Here is a 20,559-nt window from a genome sequence, read left to right as displayed (position 1 = left end):
AGCGGTGGAAAAGACGGAAAACCTGGCTATGTTCAGTGCTTGAGAACCTCTCCTGAAGATACTTTCTCGTTGGCTTTGCTAGCTTCCGATGCTTTTTTAGCAAGCTCTTCGGGGGTTGGGTCTGGCAATGCTTCTGGCATACGCTCTAATGCAAGCTCTAATACCTTATCAATCCAACGCACAGGAATAATTTCAATTGCATTCTTCACGTTATCGGGAATATCAATTAAGTCCTTGACGTTCTCTTCTGGTATTAATGCCAACTTGATGCCGCCACGATGGGCTGCCAAGAGCTTCTCTTTCAATCCGCCAATGGGCAGTACCTCACCGCGTAAAGTGATCTCACCAGTCATTGCAACATCTGAGCGAATTGGAATACCTGTGAAAACAGAAACCAAAGCAGTCGTAATGGCAATACCAGCAGAAGGACCATCTTTTGGAGTTGCGCCATCTGGGAAGTGAATATGAATATCCTTCTTCTCAAACGCCTCATCAGTAATGCCAAGACGTTTTGATCTAGAACGCACCACGGTACGAGCAGCTTCAACCGACTCTTTCATCACATCACCAATAGAGCCTGTACGAGTAATAACACCTTTGCCTGGCATCACTGCCGCTTCAATGGTTAGAAGATCGCCACCAACCTCTGTCCAAGCTAAACCAGTCACTTGGCCAATTTGATTTTCTTTAGCAGCCAACCCAAAGTCATACATCCGAACAGATAAGAATTTCTCAAGATTATCGGCATTAACTACTATCGGAGCAGCCTCTTTCTTCAAGAGCAAGAGCTTCACTACCTTACGGCAGATCTTACTAAGTTCTCTTTCTAATGAACGAACGCCTGCTTCACGGGTGTAGTAACGAATGATGCTACGAACGGCGCTTTCTTCAATCTTGAGCTCATCCTTTTTTAAACCATTGTTCTTGATTTGTTTTGGTATGAGGTAATTGACTGCAATACTGGTTTTTTCATCCTCTGTATAGCCCGCCAAGCGAATAATCTCAAGGCGATCTAAAAGTGGTCCAGGAATATTTAAAGAATTAGATGTGGCAACAAACATCACGTCTGAAAGATCAAAGTCAACTTCAACGTAGTGATCTTGGAAGGTGTGGTTTTGCTCCGGATCTAATACCTCTAACAAGGCACTGGCAGGATCACCCCGGAAATCCATACCCATCTTATCTACTTCATCCAAGAGGAATAAAGGATTGCGTACGCCAACCTTGGTAAGGCTAGACAAAATCTTGCCTGGCATTGAGCCAATATAAGTACGGCGATGACCACGAATCTCAGATTCATCACGCACGCCGCCTAAGGCCATCCGCACAAACTTCCGATTGGTGGCACGTGCAATGGATTGTCCTAATGAAGTCTTACCTACTCCTGGAGGGCCGACTAGACAAAGAATCGGCGCCTTAACGCGGTCAACACGCTGCTGAACTGCGAGATACTCCAAGATACGTTCTTTGACTTTATCCAAACCATAATGATCTTCATCCAATACCTTTTCAGCATTGGTCAGATCATTATTGATCTTGGTTTTTTTCTTCCAAGGAAGATTTACCAATGTATCAATATAGTTTCGAATTACTGTAGCTTCAGCAGACATCGGTGACATTAACTTTAATTTTTTCAGCTCAGATTCAGCTTTTTTCAAAGCCTCTTTAGGCATACGAGCAGCCTTGATGCGCTTCTCGAGCTCCTCAAGATCAGCACCCTCTTCACCCTCACCCAATTCTTTTTGAATCGCTTTAACTTGTTCGTTGAGGTAGTACTCGCGTTGACTTTTTTCCATTTGACGTTTAACGCGTCCACGAATGCGTTTCTCTACTTGCAAAATATCAATCTCACTTTCGAGATCAGCTAACAGACTCTCTAAACGCTGGACTACATCAGTCATCTCAAGGAGGCGCTGCTTTTGCTCAAGCTTGACTGGCAAATGAGCGCAGATCGTATCGGCCAGGCGGCTTGGGTCATCGATGCCACCGAGAGAAGACAGAATCTCTTGAGGAACTTTCTTATTCAGTTTTACATATTGATCAAACTGGGCCATGATGGCACGGCGCAGCGCTTCAGTTTCATGAGCATCAATTGCATCAATCTCAGTTGGAGTGGCTTCGCAATTGAAGTAACCCATGCTGTCTTCAATTTGACTAACTTCTGCGCGTTGTACACCTTCAACTAATACCTTAACGGTGCCGTCAGGGAGTTTGAGCATTTGCAAGATATTGGCAATGCAGCCAACCTCATACAAATCTTCAATAATCGGCTCATCTTTGGCGGCAGTTTTTTGGGCTACCAAAAGAACATTTTTACCGGTTTCCATCGCGGCTTCTAGGGCCTTAATCGATTTAGGGCGACCCACAAACAAAGGGATCACCATATGAGGGAAGACAACTACATCCCGCAGCGGGAGTAAAGGTAGTTGTATCGGTTCAGAGGGTAGTAATAAGTGGCCAGGCATAGGGCAAATCCTCCAAAGTAATCAATCCTCAAAAGTCTCTAGAAGTGCTAAACCACTAAATAGAGACTTTATTCATGAGTAGCATACTACCTATATGGGCCGCTCTTTTGAAAAAACAAGGGGGGAAAGTGCAAAAAATGGGCAAAAAAGCCCAAAAAATAGCGAAAACCCTGAGAAATTAAGCTTTTTTGCTTAAATCTGCCTTTTCAGGATCTTGTTTGTAGACTAACAAGGGCTTACCACCCTCAGCAATGCTAGTGTCATCAATAACGACCTTTTGAACATTCTGAAGAGATGGCAAGTCATACATGACATCCATTAGCGACCCCTCAAGAATGGATCGCAGACCACGAGCACCAGTCTTACGGGCAATTGCCTTCTTCGCAATAGCTGCTAATGCAGCATGGCGCACTTCCAACTCAGCGCCTTCCATCGTCAGCAAGGCTTGATATTGCTTTACTAGAGCATTTTTAGGTTCGGTGAGGATCTGGATTAAAGCCTCTTCATCGAGTTGTACTAAAGTTGCTACGACTGGCAGGCGACCAATCAATTCAGGAATTAAGCCAAACTTAATTAAATCTTCAGGCTCCACTTCAATCAAGAGATCGCTTATGCCTCGATCATCTTTTCCGGGTACTGATGCATTAAACCCGATACCAGTTTTGGCCGTACGTTGTTGAATGACTTTTTCAAGACCATCGAAAGCGCCGCCACAAATAAACAAAATATTGGTTGTATCCACTTGCAAGAAATCTTGGTTAGGGTGTTTACGACCACCCTGTGGTGGCACAGAAGCCATAGTGCCTTCAACCAACTTCAATAAAGCCTGCTGCACGCCTTCGCCTGAAACGTCTCGAGTAATCGAAGGATTATCAGACTTGCGTGAAATCTTATCGATCTCATCAATATAAACAATACCGCGCTGTGCTTTTTCTACGTTGTAGTCGCAAGCTTGCAATAGTTTTTGAATGATATTTTCAACGTCTTCACCAACATAGCCCGCTTCAGTCAAAGTAGTTGCATCAGCCATCACAAATGGCACATCGAGCATGCGTGCTAATGTTTGCGCTAAGAGCGTCTTACCGGAGCCAGTAGGTCCGATCAGCAAAATATTGCTCTTCGCTAATTCAACACCATCAACCATTGCCTTAGCGGGTAATTTAGCTTCCTTTTTATCAACGGCTTCAACCGGCTTGCCATCTTTATCAAGCTTCTCTTTTTTTGGCTTCGGTAAATATTTCAAACGCTTGTAATGGTTATAGACAGCCACTGCCAAGGTCTTCTTGGCATGGCCCTGTCCAATGACGTATTGATCGAGGTTCTCTCTAATCTGATGTGGTGTTGGTAAAGAATCTACGCCCTCTTCCTTAGGAAGCTTGGCAATTTCTTCTTGAATAATGTCAGTGCAAAGGTCAATACACTCGTCGCAAATAAATACCGATGGTCCAGCAATGAGCTTCTTAACCTCATGCTGGCTCTTGCCGCAAAAGGAGCAATACAAAACTTTATCTGATGGGTTGGTAGTTGTATCGCTCAAAATAGGCTCAAATAATGATTAAGGACGCTTCTCGATAACCTTATCGATCAAGCCATAGTCACGAGCCTGCTCTGCTGACATAAAGTTGTCGCGGTCAGTATCTTTAGCAATAGTCTCAATGGATTGGCCAGTACGATCAGCCAAGATCTGATTCAAACGTTCACGTAGGTACAAAATTTCACGAGCTTGAATCTCAATATCAGATGCCTGGCCACGAGCTCCACCCAATGGCTGATGAATCATGACGCGAGAATTGGGCAATGCGTAACGCTTCCCTTTTTCACCAGCGCATAACAAGAATGCTCCCATGCTTGCAGCCATACCCATACACAGCGTACTCACATGTGGTTTGATGAATTGCATGGTGTCATAAATAGCAAGACCTGCAGATACAGATCCGCCAGGTGAATTGATATAGAGAGAGATCTCTTTGTCTGGGTTTTCGCTCTCAAGAAATAACAACTGCGCAATCACCAAATTAGCGGTTTGATCGTTTACTTCACCAACCAAGAACACTACACGCTCTCTTAATAAGCGGGAATAAATATCGTAAGCACGCTCACCTCGTCCAGAGGTTTCAATCACCATTGGAACCAAGCCTAGGCCTTTAGGCTCTAAGTTTTCAGACTGAAACGGGTTTTGGTTCATTTATGAAAGTCCTCTTTTAAATAGATTGATAGCAGCTTAGACTTAGTTTAGCTTGCTCAGCTCTTCAAAGCTTATCGCTTTATCGCTTACTTTGGCAAGTGATGTGAAATGTTTGATCACATTGTCTTCAAGCACCAAGTTCTCAATATCTTTCAAGCGGCTTGGATTGCTATAGAACCAACGAACTACTTCTTTTGGATCTTCGTAAGTAGCAGCTTGCTCATCAATTTCAGCCTTGATTTGGTCAGCAGTAACAGCTAAGCCTTCTTTTTTGACCAACTCACTCAGAATGAGACCAAGGCGAACACGCTTAAGGGCTTGTTCAGCAAACAGCTCTGCAGGAATTGGAGCATCTTTGGCGTTAGGTATGCCACGCTGAATTAAATCTTGGCGTGCGCTTTCAGCCAAACGCTCTTGCTCAGAAGATACTAAAGATTTAGGTACCTCAAGCTCGCACAAAGTATTGAGCTTCTCCATCACCTCATTTTTTAGCAAAGAAGTAATACGGCGCTTCACTTCGCGATCTAAATTCACTTTCACTTCGGCACGCATTTTTTCAACGCCGCCTTCTGCAACACCCATTGATAATGCAAATGCATCATCAACCACCGGCATATGCGCCCAGCTCACCGATTTAACGGTAATAGTAAATTCAGCTGTCTTACCAGCAACGTCTTTACCATGGTAGTCGGCCGGAAAGCTCAGTGGAAATGATTTGCTTTCACCGGCTTTGAGACCTAAAGTGGCAGCTTCAAATTCGGGCAACATCCGACCTTCACCTAAAACGTACTCAAAGTTCTCAGCCTTGCCACCAGCGAACTCAATACCATCGATCTTGCCAATGAAGTCGATGACAACTTGGTCGCCGTTTTGGGCTGCCGTATTGGAACCGCCATCGCCATGGGCGCCAGCTTCGCCACGCGGGTGGTAATGGGCTTGCTGCTTAAGTAGTACGGCGATTGCGCGATCAATTTCAGCATCGCTAATATCCGTCGAGTACTTAGTCACTTCTGCTTTCGAAAAGTCACCAATCTTCACTTCTGGCAATACCTCGAAGAATGCATCAAAGACAATCTTGTCGGCATCTAACTCACTCTTTGGTTCAAGACGTGGTTGGCCAGCTAATGCGATACCTTCTTTTTTACTTTGCTCGTAGAACAGCTCAGAGGCTTTATCGAATTGAAGTTCGAAATCTACTTGCATGCCGTACTGCTTCTCCACCATATTCTTTGGTACTTTGCCTGGACGAAAGCCAGCCACTTTCATGGTCTTAGCAACTTGTGCCAAACGGGCATCACGCGCTTTTACCAAATCGGTACGAGCGAATTCCAAAGTCATTTTGCGGTCTAACGAACCTAAATTTTCTATCTGCACAGCCATTCTCGTCTCTTCGTTGAAATCAGGATATGTGAAGTCCAAGCCAAGTAGCACTTGTGGTGCGAGGAGGGGGACTCGAACCCCCACACCATTTCTGGCGTCAGGACCTAAACCTGGTGCGTCTACCAATTTCGCCATCCTCGCGAATATCCGCAAACACTGCCAAGCTTAAACTTCACTCTAAAGACCGTAATTCTACAATGCTTGGGGTGTTAGAGGATCTTTAGGCCTTGTAGAGCAATGCTACGGCGTGTACCGCAACGCCCTCACCCCGTCCAAGGTGGCCCAAAGATTCATTCGTCTTAGCCTTCAGGTTTACGTGGCTGGGGTTGACCAAGAGGTCAGCAGCGATGTTTCTGACCATTTCAGGCAAAAATTCCGCTAATTTTGGCTTTTGACAAATAATGGTGGCATCCACATTGCCGATTTGAAAGCCAGCCGCCTGAACCTTTTGCAGGGCTGCCCGTAACAAGATTCGGCTATCCATGTCTTTGAATTGAGGATCGGTATCCGGAAATAACTGCCCAATATCGTTTAATCCAGCAGCGCCTAGCAAGGCATCAGTGAGTGCATGCAGTAACGCATCCGCATCAGAATGGCCTAGTAAACCCTTTTCATAGGGAACGTGCACACCACCAAGAATTAGTTTGCGATCAGCCACTAAGGCATGGATGTCGTAGCCTTGGCCAATACGAAATTGCGGAACATGAACATTACTTTGTGTCATATGTCTTCTTTACTTATTTAGTATCTAAATTCAACAGTAATTGCATCAAATCCCAATCAGCAGGATGGGTTACTTTGAAGTTTCGGGCTGCGCCTTCAATCAATAGTGGTTTCATACCCATTAATTCCATCGCACTAGCCTCATCGGTCACATCAGCCTCTAAGCGAATCGCATCTTCTAAAGCGCTATGGAGTTTCTGAAGGCAGAACATTTGGGGTGTTTGGGCCTGCCACAAACGCTCACGCGGAATTGTTTTTTCTACAAGCGGTATATTGCCAGCAATTACCGAATCAAAATTAGCCTGCTTCAAAGTATCGGCTAAAGGAATAGCGAGTAAGCCACCAGAATCGGAATCTTGTACGGAGGTAATTAATTTTTCAATCAGCGCAGGCGTGATACCAGGTCTTGCTGCATCGTGTACCAAGATCCAATCATCAGGCGATATTCCAGCCTGAAGTTGTGCTGCCAAAGTATTGCGGACAGTTTCTTGGCGTGTAGGACCGCCAGTAGGCAAGAAATGAATGGGTTTATTTCCCTTGGCAAGACTTGTCAGGATAGGCTGATCAATAAATCCTGGCGAAACGCCAATCCAAATGGATTCAATCAGCGGAGATTGCATAAAGGCTTCGATAGCAAAAGAAAGCATCGGTCTGCCAGCTAATTCTTGAAATTGTTTGGGCAAATGGCCGCCCAAGCGAGACCCAGCGCCCGCTGTTGGCAGGAGAGCATGGCATTTCTTAAGGGATTGATTTCCTGAGCTCATGCCTGATTCTATAATGAGCTAAGATGTCTGATGCATTAAATCTAGTACCCCCCATACCCGCTCCGCGGGCTGGGCAGCGCTTTACCTTTTCAGGACTAGTGGGCTCGGCTGATGCAGCCCTGATAGCGCAGACTGCCCTGCGCTACCGTAAGGATTTCTCAGTCATGGTGATATTTTGTGCCCAAGCACAAGAAGCCCAGAGACTTTTGGAAGAAATTCCTGCTTTTGCACCACAGCTAAAAACCCGCCTTCTACCGGATTGGGAAATTCTTCCATATGACCATTTTTCACCACACCAAGACTTAGTATCTGAACGTTTAGCTACCCTTTACGAATTACTCAATGGCAGCTGCGATATTGTTTTGGTGCCAGTTACTACAGCTCTGCAAAGATTAGGCCCGCCTGAATTCTTATCCGGGCACACTTTTTTCTTTAGGCAAGGTGACAAGCTCAATGAAGCGGCACTCAAGTTGCAACTTCAACAAGCAGGTTACGATCCGGTAAGCGCAGTCATGCGACCTGGTGAATACAGTATTCGTGGTGGCCTCATTGATTTATTTCCGATGGGATCTAGCCTGCCTTATCGCTTGGATTTATTTGGTGACGAAATTGAGCAAATCCGCTCCTTTGATCCTGATACGCAAAGAAGTCTTTATCCCGTTAAAGAAGTTCGCCTACTCCCAGGTCATGAATTCCCATTCAATGATGAGGCGCGCACCGCCTTTAGAGGCCGTTGGCGCGAGGTGTTTGAGGGTGACCCTAGCCGTTGCTCCATTTATAAAGATGCCAACCTGGGCATCCCTAGCGCAGGCATAGAGTCTTATCTGCCAATGTTCTTTGCTGAGCAATCTAGCGTATTTGATTACTTCCCTAGATCAGGCGATCCAGTTTGGATCCTCAGCACTGGTGATATTGAAGATGCTATACGGGGGTTTTGGAAAGATACCCTTCCACGCTATGAATTTCTCAAACATGATCTTGATCGCCCCATTCTTCCGCCAAAAGAACTATTCCTTGATGTGGATGAATTTTTCTCCTTTGCAAAACCACATGCCCGTTTAGTTTTAGAAAAGGAGAGTTCTGAAACTGCTCAATTTCTCCAGGTACCAGATATTGCTGTGCATCGCAAAGACACTGATCCAGTAAGCGGCTTACGTAGATTAGTTGCCAGCGAAAAAGTACGCATTCTAATTTGTAGCGATAGTGCTGGGCGTAAGGAGTCAATTCGACAATTATTTGAAGAAAGTAATTCGGTTGCGGGGCAAGACGGCAAGCCACTCTACCAACTGAAGCCCGAAAGCTTTGAAACCCTTGCTGACTTTATTAAAAGTGATTCTCACTTTGGACTAACCACCGCACCACTCTTTAATGGCTTCTCCTGGCCAGCTCAAAACCTCATCATCGTAACTGAGGCTGAATTATTTACCTCGACGGCAAGACAGCGACGCAAAGGGAAAGAGTCAGAGAGTGCAGATCCGGACATGCTCTTTAAGGATCTCTCAGAGCTCAAGATTGGTGATCCCGTGGTGCATGCTGAGCATGGCATTGGTCGTTATCAAGGCTTAGTCCTTCTGAATATAGCGCCTCCAAAGGAAACACCTATTTTCGAAGAATTTTTACATCTGCAATATGCAGGTGAAGCCACTTTGTATGTGCCAGTTCAGCAATTACAAATGGTCACTCGCTATGCTGGCTCTGATCCGGACTCTGCACCCCTGCATCAACTCGGCTCTGGTCAGTGGGATAAGGCGAAACGGAAAGCAGCTCAGCAAATTCGCGATACCGCTGCTGAATTACTTGGGCTATATGCTGCAAGAGCGATTCGCAAAGGCCATGCCTTTGAATTTTCTGCTCATGACTACGCAGCTTTTTCAGAAAGCTTTGGTTTTGAGGAGACTCCCGATCAGGCCAATGCGATTGCTGCAGTCATTGGTGATATGACGAGCGGCACACCAATGGATCGCCTGGTTTGTGGTGATGTTGGCTTTGGTAAAACAGAGGTTGCGCTGCGGGCGAGTTTTGTTGCTGTCATGGGCGGTAAGCAGGTGGCTATTCTGGCGCCTACTACCTTGTTAGCTGAACAACACGTTGCCACTTGGAAAGATCGCTTTGCAGATTGGCCTGTGCGCATTGTTGAACTCTCACGCTTTAAAACCACTAAAGAAATTAATACCGCTTTAGAGGCCATTGCCAAGGGTGAGGCTGACATCATTATTGGCACTCATAAATTACTTTCCAAAGAGACACAGTTTGCTAACCTTGGCTTAGTGATTGTGGATGAGGAACACCGCTTTGGTGTCCGCCAAAAAGATGCTCTTAAAGCCCTGCGTGCTGAAGTCGATATCCTGACTTTGACGGCTACTCCAATCCCAAGAACGTTAGGGATGGCAATGGAAGGCTTACGCGAGTTCTCTATCATTGCTACCGCTCCTCAAAAGCGCCTTGCCATCAAAACCTTTGTACGCCGTGAAGGAGATGGCGTGATTCGTGAGGCTGTTCTTCGAGAAATTAAACGTGGCGGCCAGGTCTACTTCTTGCACAATGAAGTGGAAACCATTCAGAATCGGAAGCATGCATTGCAAGAATTGATTCCAGAGGCAAGTATTAGCGTGGCCCACGGTCAAATGCATGAGCGCGAACTGGAGTCCGTGATGCGTGAATTCGTCACACAGCGAACCAATATTCTATTGTGTACTACGATTATTGAAACAGGTATTGACGTACCGACAGCGAATACCATCATCATGCATCGTGCTGATAAATTTGGCTTAGCGCAGTTGCATCAACTCCGCGGTCGTGTTGGTCGCTCACACCACCAAGCCTATGCTTACTTGATGGTTCCTGATCCGGAGGCATTAAGCAAACAGGCACAATTACGCCTCAATGCCATTCAGGCTATGGAAGAGCTAGGGTCCGGGTTCTACCTGGCAATGCATGACTTAGAGATTCGGGGCGCTGGTGAAGTCTTGGGTGATAAGCAGTCTGGCGAGATCCATGAAATTGGTTTTCAGCTCTATACAGAAATGCTCAATAGAGCTGTGAAGGCTTTGCGCAGTGGCAAAGAACCCGATTTACTCTCCCCACTTCAAGCAACTACCGATGTCAATCTGGGTGTTCCTGCCCTTCTTCCATCTGATTACTGCCCTGATGTCCATGAGCGCCTCTCCTTATATAAACGCTTTGCTGGCACCAATGATTTTTCAGAGTTGATGGGTCTGCGTGAAGAATTGGTAGACCGTTTTGGCGACCTTCCGGATCAAGCGAAGTCCTTCTACGAAACCCATCGCCTGCGCTTAGAAATGACAGGGTTTGGTATTAAGAAAATTGACGCAACACCAGCATCGATTCAAATTCAATTTATCCCTAATCCGCCCATTGACCCATTAAAAATTATTCAATTGATTCAGAGCTCAAAACATATCCAGCTTAACGGGCAAGATAAGCTCAAAGTGCTCCCCCAGAAGGATCGGGAATTTGAGAAGCTAGAGCAGCGTTTGGACGCCATTAGGCAAATATTAAGGCGCTTGAACGAATCAGCCGTGCTCAGCACTGCAAAAGCCAATTAATCGTTCCCTATTATGATTAATGCTATGCCCAAGCTAAACCTCGTCGCCCTATCTAGAGAGCCCATTTCAGAAAAGCTCGTCTTTGAGCTCAAAGACTGTGCGCTCAAATTTGGATTAGTGCTTCACACAGTTGGCGGACAAATATCGAATGGCGCTTACTATTCTGAACGCTGGGAATCTAGTCATCAGTTAGACATCTCCCAAAGAGAAAGTCTGCGCTCTATTGCAGCAGGATTGAATAGCGATCTCTGTTTTTTAAATGGCGACCTTAATCCTGCTGATATCAAAGTGCTAGCGATGGACATGGACTCGACCTTAATCAATATTGAATGTATTGATGAGATAGCGGATTTCACCGGCAAGAAAGCTGCTGTTGCTCAAATTACTGAAGCAACCATGCGTGGCGAGATCAAAGACTTTCAAGAGAGCCTAAGACGTCGTGTTGCTTTGCTTGAGGGTGTTTCAGCAGATGCGCTTGAAGCCGTCTATCGTGAGCGCTTGCAACCCAATCTTGGAGCAACAGAGCTATTAGCCAGCGCCAATGAGCGCGGGCTTTACACGCTCTTAGTTTCTGGTGGCTTTACCTTCTTCACGGAAAAACTTCGCCAGCAATTAGGCTTTAAGCAGGCTCAGGCAAATACGCTTGAAATCAGTGACGGCAAGTTGACAGGTAAGGTACTTGGACAGATTGTGGATGGCATTGCTAAAGCAGCCTATCTGGATGAAGCTTGCCGTTCATTAGGTTGCACCAAAGCAAATGCAATCACCATTGGAGATGGTGCTAACGATCTGATGATGATGAATGGCTCTGGCATCAGCATTGCCTATAAAGCAAAACCCATCGTCAAAGAAAAAGCCGACGCGGCTTTCGACCGAGTCGGCTTGGATGCTGCCTTACTACTAATTACTTAATACGACAATTACATACGCTCGAAAATGGTCGCAATACCTTGGCCACCACCAATACACATGGTTACCAAAGCATATTTACCCTGAACGCGGTGCAACTCATGGATAGCCTTAGTGGCAATAGCAGCACCAGAGCAACCAATGGGGTGACCTAAAGCAATTGCGCCACCGTTTACGTTGGTTTTAGCTGGATCTAAGCCCAAACCTTTAGTCACTGCTAAAGCTTGCGCAGCAAAGGCTTCATTGGATTCAATCACATCGATTTGATCCAACTTCAGACCAGCACGCTCCAGAGCAAGCTTGGTTGCGGGGATGGGACCTTCGCCCATGATGTGGTTAGGCACACCAGCTACTGCGTAAGACACTAAACGGGCGATCGGTTTATGACCAGCCTTCTTCGCTGTTTCTGCATCAGCCAATACAAAGAATGCTGCACCATCATTAATGCCAGAGGCATTACCAGCAGTAACAGATCCACCTTCTTTTTTGAACACAGCCTTCATCTTGCCCAGAGTTTCCATCGTAGTTTCTGGCTTGCAATGTTCGTCTGTATCAAACACGATATCGCCCTTACGGGACTTAATTGTGATGGGAACGATCTGTGACTTGAAGCGACCCTCTTTAATCGCATGAGCAGCGCGACGATGAGACTCCACAGCGAGAGCATCTTGCTCTTCACGAGTCAGCTTCCATTTTTCAACCAGGTTCTCAGCAGTAACGCCCATGTGGCCAACGCCGAATGGGTCAGTCAATACAGCAACCATCAAGTCAAGCATTTTGCTATCACCCATCCGAGCGCCACTGCGCATAGCTGGTGAACCGTACATACCGCGTGACATGACTTCAACGCCACCACCAACACCGTAATCGCAGTCACCCAACATAATTTGCTGTGCAGTTGTCACAATTGCTTGTAAACCAGAACTGCATAGACGGTTTAAAGCCATTGCTACAGATTCCATAGGCAGGCCAGCCTGAATAGAAGCTACACGAGCAACATAAGCGTAACGGCTATCCGTTGGAATCGTATTACCAACGGTTACATAATTAATTAAGGCGGGATCAACGCCTGAGCGAGCAACTGCCTCTTTCATCACAATGCCACCGAGCTCAGAAGGCTCAAAGCTACTAAGAGAGCCATTAAAGGTGCCAATGGCGGAACGAACTGCACTTAAGACAACGACATCACGACTCATAAAAACCCCCTTAGCTGAGCCCAAAAATAGGCTTAATTAATAATACAACCCTTATTTTTAATACATTCTTCAAGTTTCGGCTATTAGGTCATGCCCTTGGGAGCTAATAACCGTAGCACGAATGATTTCCCCTGTGCGATAGCGTTTTGAAGGCTTGCCGGGTGGCAAAACCCTCACCAAGCCATCAATTTCTGGGGCGTCACCAATAGTTCTACCAATTCCACCCGATTCGTCGACCCGATCAATTAAGACTTGCACTCTTTTGCCTATTTTTTTCTCAAGACGCTTAATCGAAATGTCTTCTGCTTTTGCCATAAAACGTGCGCGACGGTCTTCACGAATGGCATCGGGGACCGGGCTTTCCAATTGATTTGCAGTGGCACCTTCTACAGGAGAATAGGCAAAGCAACCAGCGCGATCAATTTGGGCTTCGTCTAAGAAATTGAGCAAGTAATCGAATTCTGCTTCTGTCTCTCCAGGAAAGCCTGCAATAAAAGTACTGCGAATCACTAGCCCAGGACAAGCAGCACGCCAAGCTAAGATGCGCTCTAAATTCTTCTCCCCGCTAGCAGGACGTTTCATTCTTTTAAGAACATCGGGATGGGCATGCTGCAATGGAATATCTAAATAAGGTAGCACCCCATATCCATGCTCTGCAAACTCTGCCATCAAAGGCAAGACATCATCTACGTGCGGATAGGGATAAACATAATGCAGTCTCACCCAGGCTTGATGCTCACGCGCTATTTGATTTAATGCGTTCACCAAATCAAACATGCGGGTCTTCACGGGTTTACCATCCCAAAAGCCAGTACGGTATTGAATATCAACGCCATATGCACTCGTATCTTGGGAGACCACTAGTAACTCTTTAACACCTGACTCAAATAAGCGTTTGGCTTCTATCAATACTTCGCCGATGGGCCTGGATACCAAATCACCACGAAGACTGGGGATGATGCAGAAAGTACAACGATGGTTGCAGCCTTCAGATATTTTTAAATAAGCATAGTGCTTTGGTGTCAGCTTAATTCCGATTGGTGGAACTAAGTCTGTGAATGGATCATGTGGCTTTGGTAGGTGTAGATGAATTGCCTGCATCACCTCAGCAGTGGCGTGAGGGCCTGTAACTGCTAGGACTTTGGGATGAATGCTTTGAATGAGATCGCTCCCATCGGCATTCTTTTTAGCTCCTAGGCAGCCAGTCACGATCACTTTACCGTTTGCGGCAAGGGCCTCTCCAATAGCTGAAAGACTTTCCTCAACTGCTGAATCGATAAAGCCACAGGTATTAACAACGACTAGATCTGCGCCAGAGTAATCTTTAGAAGTCTCATATCCTTCAGCGCTGAGCTGCGTCAGGATCAGTTCAGAGTCAACGAGAGCCTTAGGACAGCCTAAGGATACAAAACCGATTTTTCCAGCCACAACTATTCTTTTTCAGATTTGGTGGGCTGTTGAGTAAATGGAAAATTACCAAAAAGATTTTGCGAGCCCTGCAATTGCTCTTGCATTTTTACGAACAAATCTTTGCTCTGCTCCATGTAATTACCCATCAAACCTTGCATCAGGGGATTTTGAAGATTCATCATTTGTGACCAAGCTTCGGGTGTGCTGCCTGCTCCTAGACCTTTTGTCTGATCGCCTAATTTATTATGGATATCTACAAAAGACTGCATGGTCTTTTCTAGATAATTACCCATTAAGCCTTGCATGGAGTTGCCGTAGAAGCGAATGATTTGCGAAAGCATTTGTGAAGAAAATACTGGAGCACCACCAGCTTCTTCTTCAAGAATAATTTGCAGCAAAATATTGCGAGTGAGATCCTCATCCGTCTTGGCATCGATGACTTTAAAAACCTCATTTGCCATTACTAAACCTTTAATGTCAGACAAAGTGACATAGGAGCTAGTTTGAGTATCGTAAAGACGACGATTGGGATACTTCTTAATGAGTCGGTCTTCACCAGCTCGCTTTGTACGGGTAACCATTTTTTTCCTTACTGAATACTGCAACGCAACATCAGCTTAGTTTATCTCTAGTTTGAAGTAAAGGTAAATCAGCCTAGTTGCGTTCTAGTCATTGCATGATAAATGCTGCAGTGCAGTATTAACCTGTATGAATACCACCATTTAATGAGAAGTCAGCTCCAGTTGCATAGCCACCATCCTCAGAAGCAATCCAACAGCAAATGGAAGCAATCTCATCAGGGGTGCCTAAACGCTTCACTGGAATACCAGCAACGATCTTCTCCAGCACATCCTCACGGATGGCTTTGACCATATCAGTACCAATATAACCAGGAGAAACTGTATTCACAGTAACGCCTTTGGTAGCTACTTCTTGCGCTAAAGCCATGGTGAAGCCATGCAAGCCCGCTTTAGCAGTGGAATAGTTCGCCTGACCAAACTGACCTTTTTGACCGTTCACAGAAGAAATATTAATGACGCGGCCCCAGTTATTTTCAACCATGCCTTCGATAACCTGCTTCGTCACGTTAAATAATGAATTGAGGTTCGTATCAATAACAGCTTTCCACGCATCCGGTGTCATTTTGCGGAAAACGCTATCACGCGTAATGCCCGCATTATTAACTAGTACATCAACACGACCTACTTCAGCTTTCACTTTCTCGAATGCAGCAACCGTACTATCCCAATCGGATACATTGCCCTCGGAAGCGATAAAGTCATAGCCCAAAACTTTTTGCTCTCCAATCCAGCGGTCTTTACGCGGTGAATTCGGGCCACAACCAGCAATCACTTTAAATCCATCTTTTGCTAAACGTTGGCAGATAGCGGTACCAATGCCCCCCATACCACCAGTAACATATGCGACTTTTTGAGACATTACATTCCCCTTTAAATAACTTCGTTAATTGTTGCGGTCTTAAATTGCTTAAGCTGCCTTTTCTTTGACATACACCCCAGGCGCAGCTTCCATTTTTTTGTACTTCGCATTACCAAATGTAGTACTTGCAGGTTTTTGCTCGCCACCAAATTGTTCGAGCCACTTCGTATAGTTAGGCCACCAGCTACCGGTAATTTGTTTTGCATCTTCAAGCCATTTATCTGCTGTTTCTGCAATCTTGTTATTTTCAAAGTAATAGCGTTTGTTCTTCGCCGGCGGATTAATCACGCCTGCAATATGTCCAGAGGCGCCAAGCACAAAACGATTTTTACCCTTGAGAAGATGCGTGGACTCATAAGCCGACTGCCAGGGAACAATATGGTCTTCTTGAGATGCGTATATGTATGCAGGGCACTTAATCTTACCTAGATCAATCTTCTCGCCACAAATGCTGAGTTTGCCAGGTTTTACTAAGTCGTTCTGCAAGTAGGTATGGCGCAAGTACCAGCAATACATATTGCCTGGCAAATTGGTTGAATCGCCATTCCAATACAACAAATCAAATGGCGGTGGAGAATTGCCTTTGAGATAGTTTTCAACTACATAGTTCCACACTAAATCATTGGGGCGCAAGAAGGAAAAAGTATTGCCCAGATCTAAACCAGACATCATGCCGTACTTGCCGGCTTTACTACCAATTGTTTTCTCCCGCATCTCAACCATGCCTTCATCGATGAAGACGTCCAAAATACCGGTGTTCGTGAAGTCTAATAAAGTAGTGAATAAGGTTAAGCTGGCTGCTGGATGTTCATTACGAGCAGCAAGAACTGCTAGGGCTGAAGTTGTTAAGGTCCCGCCAACACAGAAACCCAGCACATTAATTTGCTTGTTATTACTAATCTCTTTAACAACCTCAATGGCTTTAATCACGCCCTTGCCAACATAGTCATCCCAGCTTACTTCGGCCATGGAGTTATCTGGGTTTTTCCAAGAGACCAAGAACACGGTATGCCCCTGGGAAACCATATGACGAACCACGGAGTTATTGGGCTGCAAATCCAAAATGTAATACTTATTGATGCAAGGGGGCACCATTAGATAAGGACGCTCAAAGACTGTTTCTGTCAGTGGCGTGTATTGAACCAATTCAAATAGTTCATTGCGAAATACCACGTGACCTTCTGTAGTAGCAATATTTTTACCAACTTCAAAAGCACTCTCATCCGTCTGTGAAACTTTACCCTTCTTCATGTCGCCAAGCAGATTTGCAATTCCTTTTTGAATCGATTGCCCTTGTGTACTAATAATATTTTCTAGAACTTCTGGGTTAGTCGCGATAAAATTGGATGGCGAGAGCGCATCAATCATTTGCTCAGTCGTGAACAGAATTTTCTGCTTCGTCTTTTCATCTGCATCCACTGCTTTAGCTAATGACATCAAATGTTTTGCATTGAGAAGATAAGTCGCAGCAATCACCTTGCTCCATGAGGAATGCCAAGCCTTACCAGCAAAGCGACGATCTTTTACTTCAATCGCTTCGGGATTGGTCGCAATATGGGCTAACTCTGCGAAGTATTCTTTTTGGATTTCCGCCAAACGCTCTGGTGGAATCATTGCCATATGGTGTGGTGCCAAAGATGGCGTTGCACTCGGATTCATGCCTGCAAACATAGTAGTCTCTTCAATTAATTAGGAGTATTTTCGATCTATAAAGCTTATAAAGTTATACGCAATAACCCTAGCCGTAGGGCTAGTCTAGTGTTTACCCGCACTAAACTCGCTTATTGGGAAATCCAGATCAATGAGGCAAAGCGTCCAGTTATCCCATCACGCCGATAAGAGAAAAATCTCTTATCGTCCAGAACGGTGCAAAGATCGCCACCAAAGATGGTATTCACGCCGACTTTTTTCAGTCGATCTCGCGCTAACTGATAGATATTGGCTAAATACTTTCCAGGCTTATCGGTAATCGGTAAAAAGCATTTTTGCATGTCATGCAGCCCCCGTTCCTGAAAACGCCCCACTACATCTTCGCCAACCTCATAAGATTCTGGGCCAATAGCCGGCCCCATCCAGGCAATCAAATCATTGGCGCTAGATTGATGAGCAAGCTTGAGTATTTCGCTTACCGTGTTTTCAAGGATGCCGTCACATAAACCTCGCCACCCGGCATGGGCGGCTCCAATCACTGTGCCATCAGCGTTAGAAAATAATACTGGCAGACAGTCTGCGCTCATGACTACTAAGACTTCATCTGGAATATTAGTCACTGCAGCATCAGCCTCAACAGGATTGCTAGAGTTATGGGAGCGGCTGTGTGGTGTGCTCACTTCAATACTGTGAGTTTGCCTTAGCCATATTGGCTCTGCTGGCAGCTGCTTTCTGACAATTTGTCGATTGGCTATTACCCTGGATGGCTGATCTCCAACGTGGTCTCCCAAATTCAGACTGTCATAAGGTGTGCTGCTAATGCCACCCTGCCTGGTTGTTACCAGCGTGTAAACATTTGCTGGAGCAGCCCAAGTAGGTTTAATGGTAATCATGACTGATGATCATTCTTGATTGATGCCAGCAAAGCTTCTTCTTTTGGCAAGGCTGCTTCGCTCATGCCTACTAGCGGCAATAACTCCATTAAATCACTGGGTGGTAAGCGAAACCAGGTGATCCATTCTTGGGATAGCGGGTGTTGCAGACTTAAGGCATAGGCATGCAAAGCTTGACGTTCAAATGGCAGAGACTTCGCTGCCCCCGGAGTTTTTTTACGATAAACAGGATCTCCTAACAGGGGGAAGCCAAGAGATTCGAGGTGGACACGGATTTGGTGTGTGCGCCCAGTCTCGAGACGGCACTCGAGTAACGCAAGAGGAGATTCGCTAAAGCTACCTTTTGCAAGGCGACGAAATAAAGTTGCCGCCGGCTTTCCTTGTGCATTACCAGTTGCCATTCGAAGTCGGTCACGCTGATCCCTGCCAACAGAAGCTAGAACTTTGCCTTGACTTGGTGTATCGCCCCAGACCCAAGCTAAATATCGACGGCCAACGGTTCGCTCTTGGAGCTGTCTTACTAAAGCAGTTTGAGCTTGAGCAGTCCGTGCAACTACCATTAATCCAGATGTGTCTTTGTCTAGACGATGAACAATCCCTGCTCTAGGTAAGGACTTTAGTTCGGGATAACGAAATAAGAGTCCATTTAGCAAGGTACCCGACCAATTTCCGGCCGCTGGATGAACCACCAGCCCAGGCTGCTTATTGATCACAATCAGAGATTGGTCTTCATAAACAATATCCAAAGGAATATCCTCAGGACTAAAGGCAAATTGCTCGGGCATTTCTTGTGGAAAAACCTTAATACTCTCGCCGCCACGTAATAAATAGCGGGCTTTGGTGACTTTTCCATCAACCATGACAGCCCCGGCCTCAACCCAGGCCTTGAGCCGATTGCGAGAATAATCCGGCAAAGACCCCGCCAATACCTTGTCGAGCCTCTCCCCAGCCATCTCTAAAGGAATATCTAGGGAGATGAAATCCTCTTCATCGATATAATCAAGAGGATTCGAATCAGGAGTTTGCGGCAATGCCACGCTTAAAGAGCCTTTTAGTAATGTCCGACGCAATATCAGACGCCAGTTTAAGGCTTACTGGGAACTCTGCCCCACAAAAAAAGTCTACTTTTTTAAATATCAACCCAATAAGCTCAGTTTTGGTCATGTTGGTAGCAGCGTTATTGTTGAGCGCTTGCGCGGGTAGCGAAGGTCAAAAAGACGATACCGATATTTGGTCAGAAGCGAAACTGTATTCTGAGGCAACGGACAAGTTAAATAGCGGTGACTTTGTTAAGTGCGGCAAATACTTTGAAAAACTCGAGGCACGCTTTCCATTTGGACCGTATTCACAGCAAGCACAAATTAATTCTGCTTACTGCTACTGGAAGGGAAATGAGCAGGTTCAGGCGCTAGTCGCCATCGATCGCTTTATTAAACTCCACCAAGGCAGTGCTAATTTAGATTACGGTTATTACCTAAAAGGCCTTATCACCTTTAATGATGACTTAGGCTGGCTTGGTAAATTTACTGGTCAAGATTTAAGTGAACGCGATCCAAAAGCAGCTCAAGATGCTTTTGAATCTTTTAAAGTCGTTGCTGAGCGCTTTCCGGATAGCAAATACGCTCCTGATGCCCTGGATCGAATGCGCTATATCGTCAATTCCTTAGCTGAAGCAGATGTGATCGTGGCCCGTTTTTATTATCAGCGTGGCGCTTACCTAGCGTCAGCTAATCGTGCGCAGCTCGTAATTCGAGACTATGACCGCGCTCCTGCCGTAGAAGAAGCGCTCTATCTCCTCTATAAGTCCTATCAGAAGCTAGGAATGGTTGAACTGAGTAACGACACTGCTCGCGTTTTTAAGCTCAATTTTCCGGATAGCCCAATGCTCGAGACTGGGCAACGCGTTAAAAAAGAACGCAGGTGGTGGCAGTTCTGGATTAAACAACAATCCCTTTAGACTCGAATGTGACTTACGTGA

16 protein-coding genes and 1 tRNA gene are annotated in these 20,559 nt (G+C 45.6%); 3 read left to right on the top strand and 14 right to left on the bottom strand.

Going from position 1 to position 20,559, the window contains the following annotated elements:
* Positions 1 to 32 precede the first annotated feature (32 nt).
* From lon to ispD, 7 genes are all read right to left on the bottom strand, one after another.
* Positions 33 to 2,465 (bottom strand): endopeptidase La, encoded by a 2,433-nt coding sequence (lon, locus tag ICN29_RS01035; RefSeq protein WP_216128859.1) that lies wholly within the window; start codon positions 2,463 to 2,465, stop codon positions 33 to 35.
* A 178-nt stretch (positions 2,466 to 2,643) separates the two neighbouring features.
* Positions 2,644 to 4,002, bottom strand: a complete 1,359-nt coding sequence (clpX, locus tag ICN29_RS01030) for an ATP-dependent Clp protease ATP-binding subunit ClpX (protein WP_216128857.1) — start codon at positions 4,000 to 4,002, stop codon at positions 2,644 to 2,646.
* Positions 4,003 to 4,020: 18 nt separating this feature from the next.
* On the bottom strand, positions 4,021 to 4,650 hold the full coding sequence (gene clpP, locus ICN29_RS01025) for an ATP-dependent Clp endopeptidase proteolytic subunit ClpP (RefSeq protein ID WP_216128856.1): 630 nt from the start codon (positions 4,648 to 4,650) through the stop codon (positions 4,021 to 4,023).
* Positions 4,651 to 4,692: 42 nt separating this feature from the next.
* Entirely contained in the window at positions 4,693 to 6,030 is a 1,338-nt protein-coding gene (tig, locus tag ICN29_RS01020; RefSeq protein WP_216128854.1) for a trigger factor, read from the bottom strand.
* 54 nt (positions 6,031 to 6,084) lie between these two features.
* Positions 6,085 to 6,171: transfer RNA gene (locus ICN29_RS01015), tRNA-Leu, on the bottom strand.
* A gap of 79 nt (positions 6,172 to 6,250) precedes the next feature.
* Positions 6,251 to 6,754: a 2-C-methyl-D-erythritol 2,4-cyclodiphosphate synthase gene (gene ispF, locus ICN29_RS01010; RefSeq protein WP_216128851.1), complete on the bottom strand. Its 504-nt coding sequence runs from the start codon at positions 6,752 to 6,754 to the stop codon at positions 6,251 to 6,253.
* Positions 6,755 to 6,767: 13 nt separating this feature from the next.
* The gene (gene ispD / locus ICN29_RS01005) at positions 6,768 to 7,517 is read right to left on the bottom strand and encodes a 2-C-methyl-D-erythritol 4-phosphate cytidylyltransferase (RefSeq protein ID WP_216128849.1); all 750 of its coding nucleotides are present in this window, start codon (positions 7,515 to 7,517) and stop codon (positions 6,768 to 6,770) included.
* 23 nt (positions 7,518 to 7,540) lie between these two features.
* Here ispD and mfd point away from each other — a divergent pair, with 23 nt between their 5' ends.
* Both mfd and serB read left to right on the top strand, forming a co-directional pair.
* Complete coding sequence (gene mfd / locus ICN29_RS01000) at positions 7,541 to 11,083, top strand: transcription-repair coupling factor (protein ID WP_216128847.1); 3,543 nt, start codon at positions 7,541 to 7,543, stop codon at positions 11,081 to 11,083.
* Positions 11,084 to 11,107: 24 nt separating this feature from the next.
* Complete coding sequence (gene serB, locus ICN29_RS00995; protein WP_216128845.1) at positions 11,108 to 11,995, top strand: phosphoserine phosphatase SerB; 888 nt, start codon at positions 11,108 to 11,110, stop codon at positions 11,993 to 11,995.
* 8 nt (positions 11,996 to 12,003) lie between these two features.
* Here serB and ICN29_RS00990 read toward each other — a convergent pair whose 3' ends face one another.
* The 7 genes from ICN29_RS00990 to ICN29_RS00960 form a co-directional block, all read right to left on the bottom strand.
* On the bottom strand, positions 12,004 to 13,188 hold the full coding sequence (locus tag ICN29_RS00990; RefSeq protein ID WP_216128843.1) for an acetyl-CoA C-acyltransferase family protein: 1,185 nt from the start codon (positions 13,186 to 13,188) through the stop codon (positions 12,004 to 12,006).
* A 69-nt stretch (positions 13,189 to 13,257) separates the two neighbouring features.
* Positions 13,258 to 14,616, bottom strand: a complete 1,359-nt coding sequence (rimO, locus tag ICN29_RS00985) for a 30S ribosomal protein S12 methylthiotransferase RimO (RefSeq protein ID WP_216128840.1) — start codon at positions 14,614 to 14,616, stop codon at positions 13,258 to 13,260.
* A 2-nt stretch (positions 14,617 to 14,618) separates the two neighbouring features.
* The gene (phaR, locus tag ICN29_RS00980) at positions 14,619 to 15,179 is read right to left on the bottom strand and encodes a polyhydroxyalkanoate synthesis repressor PhaR (RefSeq protein WP_216128838.1); all 561 of its coding nucleotides are present in this window, start codon (positions 15,177 to 15,179) and stop codon (positions 14,619 to 14,621) included.
* Positions 15,180 to 15,297: 118 nt separating this feature from the next.
* Positions 15,298 to 16,038, bottom strand: coding sequence for a 3-ketoacyl-ACP reductase (locus tag ICN29_RS00975; RefSeq protein ID WP_216128836.1), 741 nt, complete (start codon positions 16,036 to 16,038; stop codon positions 15,298 to 15,300).
* Between the two features lie 48 nt (positions 16,039 to 16,086).
* Positions 16,087 to 17,709 carry a class I poly(R)-hydroxyalkanoic acid synthase gene (phaC, locus tag ICN29_RS00970; RefSeq protein WP_216128835.1) on the bottom strand — a complete coding sequence of 541 codons (1,623 nt, stop codon included), beginning with the start codon at positions 17,707 to 17,709 and terminating at the stop codon, positions 16,087 to 16,089.
* A 110-nt stretch (positions 17,710 to 17,819) separates the two neighbouring features.
* Positions 17,820 to 18,581 carry a peptidoglycan editing factor PgeF gene (pgeF, locus tag ICN29_RS00965; RefSeq protein ID WP_216128833.1) on the bottom strand — a complete coding sequence of 254 codons (762 nt, stop codon included), beginning with the start codon at positions 18,579 to 18,581 and terminating at the stop codon, positions 17,820 to 17,822.
* Positions 18,578 to 19,618 (bottom strand): RluA family pseudouridine synthase, encoded by a 1,041-nt coding sequence (locus tag ICN29_RS00960; RefSeq protein WP_369411614.1) that lies wholly within the window; start codon positions 19,616 to 19,618, stop codon positions 18,578 to 18,580. Before ICN29_RS00960 ends, pgeF begins: the two co-directional genes overlap by 4 nt.
* Positions 19,619 to 19,638: 20 nt before the next feature.
* Here ICN29_RS00960 and ICN29_RS00955 point away from each other — a divergent pair, with 20 nt between their 5' ends.
* On the top strand, positions 19,639 to 20,538 hold the full coding sequence (locus ICN29_RS00955) for an outer membrane protein assembly factor BamD (RefSeq protein ID WP_216128831.1): 900 nt from the start codon (positions 19,639 to 19,641) through the stop codon (positions 20,536 to 20,538).
* Positions 20,539 to 20,559 lie beyond the last annotated feature (21 nt).

This window comes from Polynucleobacter nymphae (assembly GCF_018882155.1).
GTDB classification, from domain to species: Bacteria; Pseudomonadota; Gammaproteobacteria; order Burkholderiales; family Burkholderiaceae; genus Polynucleobacter; species Polynucleobacter nymphae.
The sequence above is the reverse complement of the archived record's forward strand: the minus strand, read 5'-3'. Positions and strand labels throughout refer to the sequence as shown.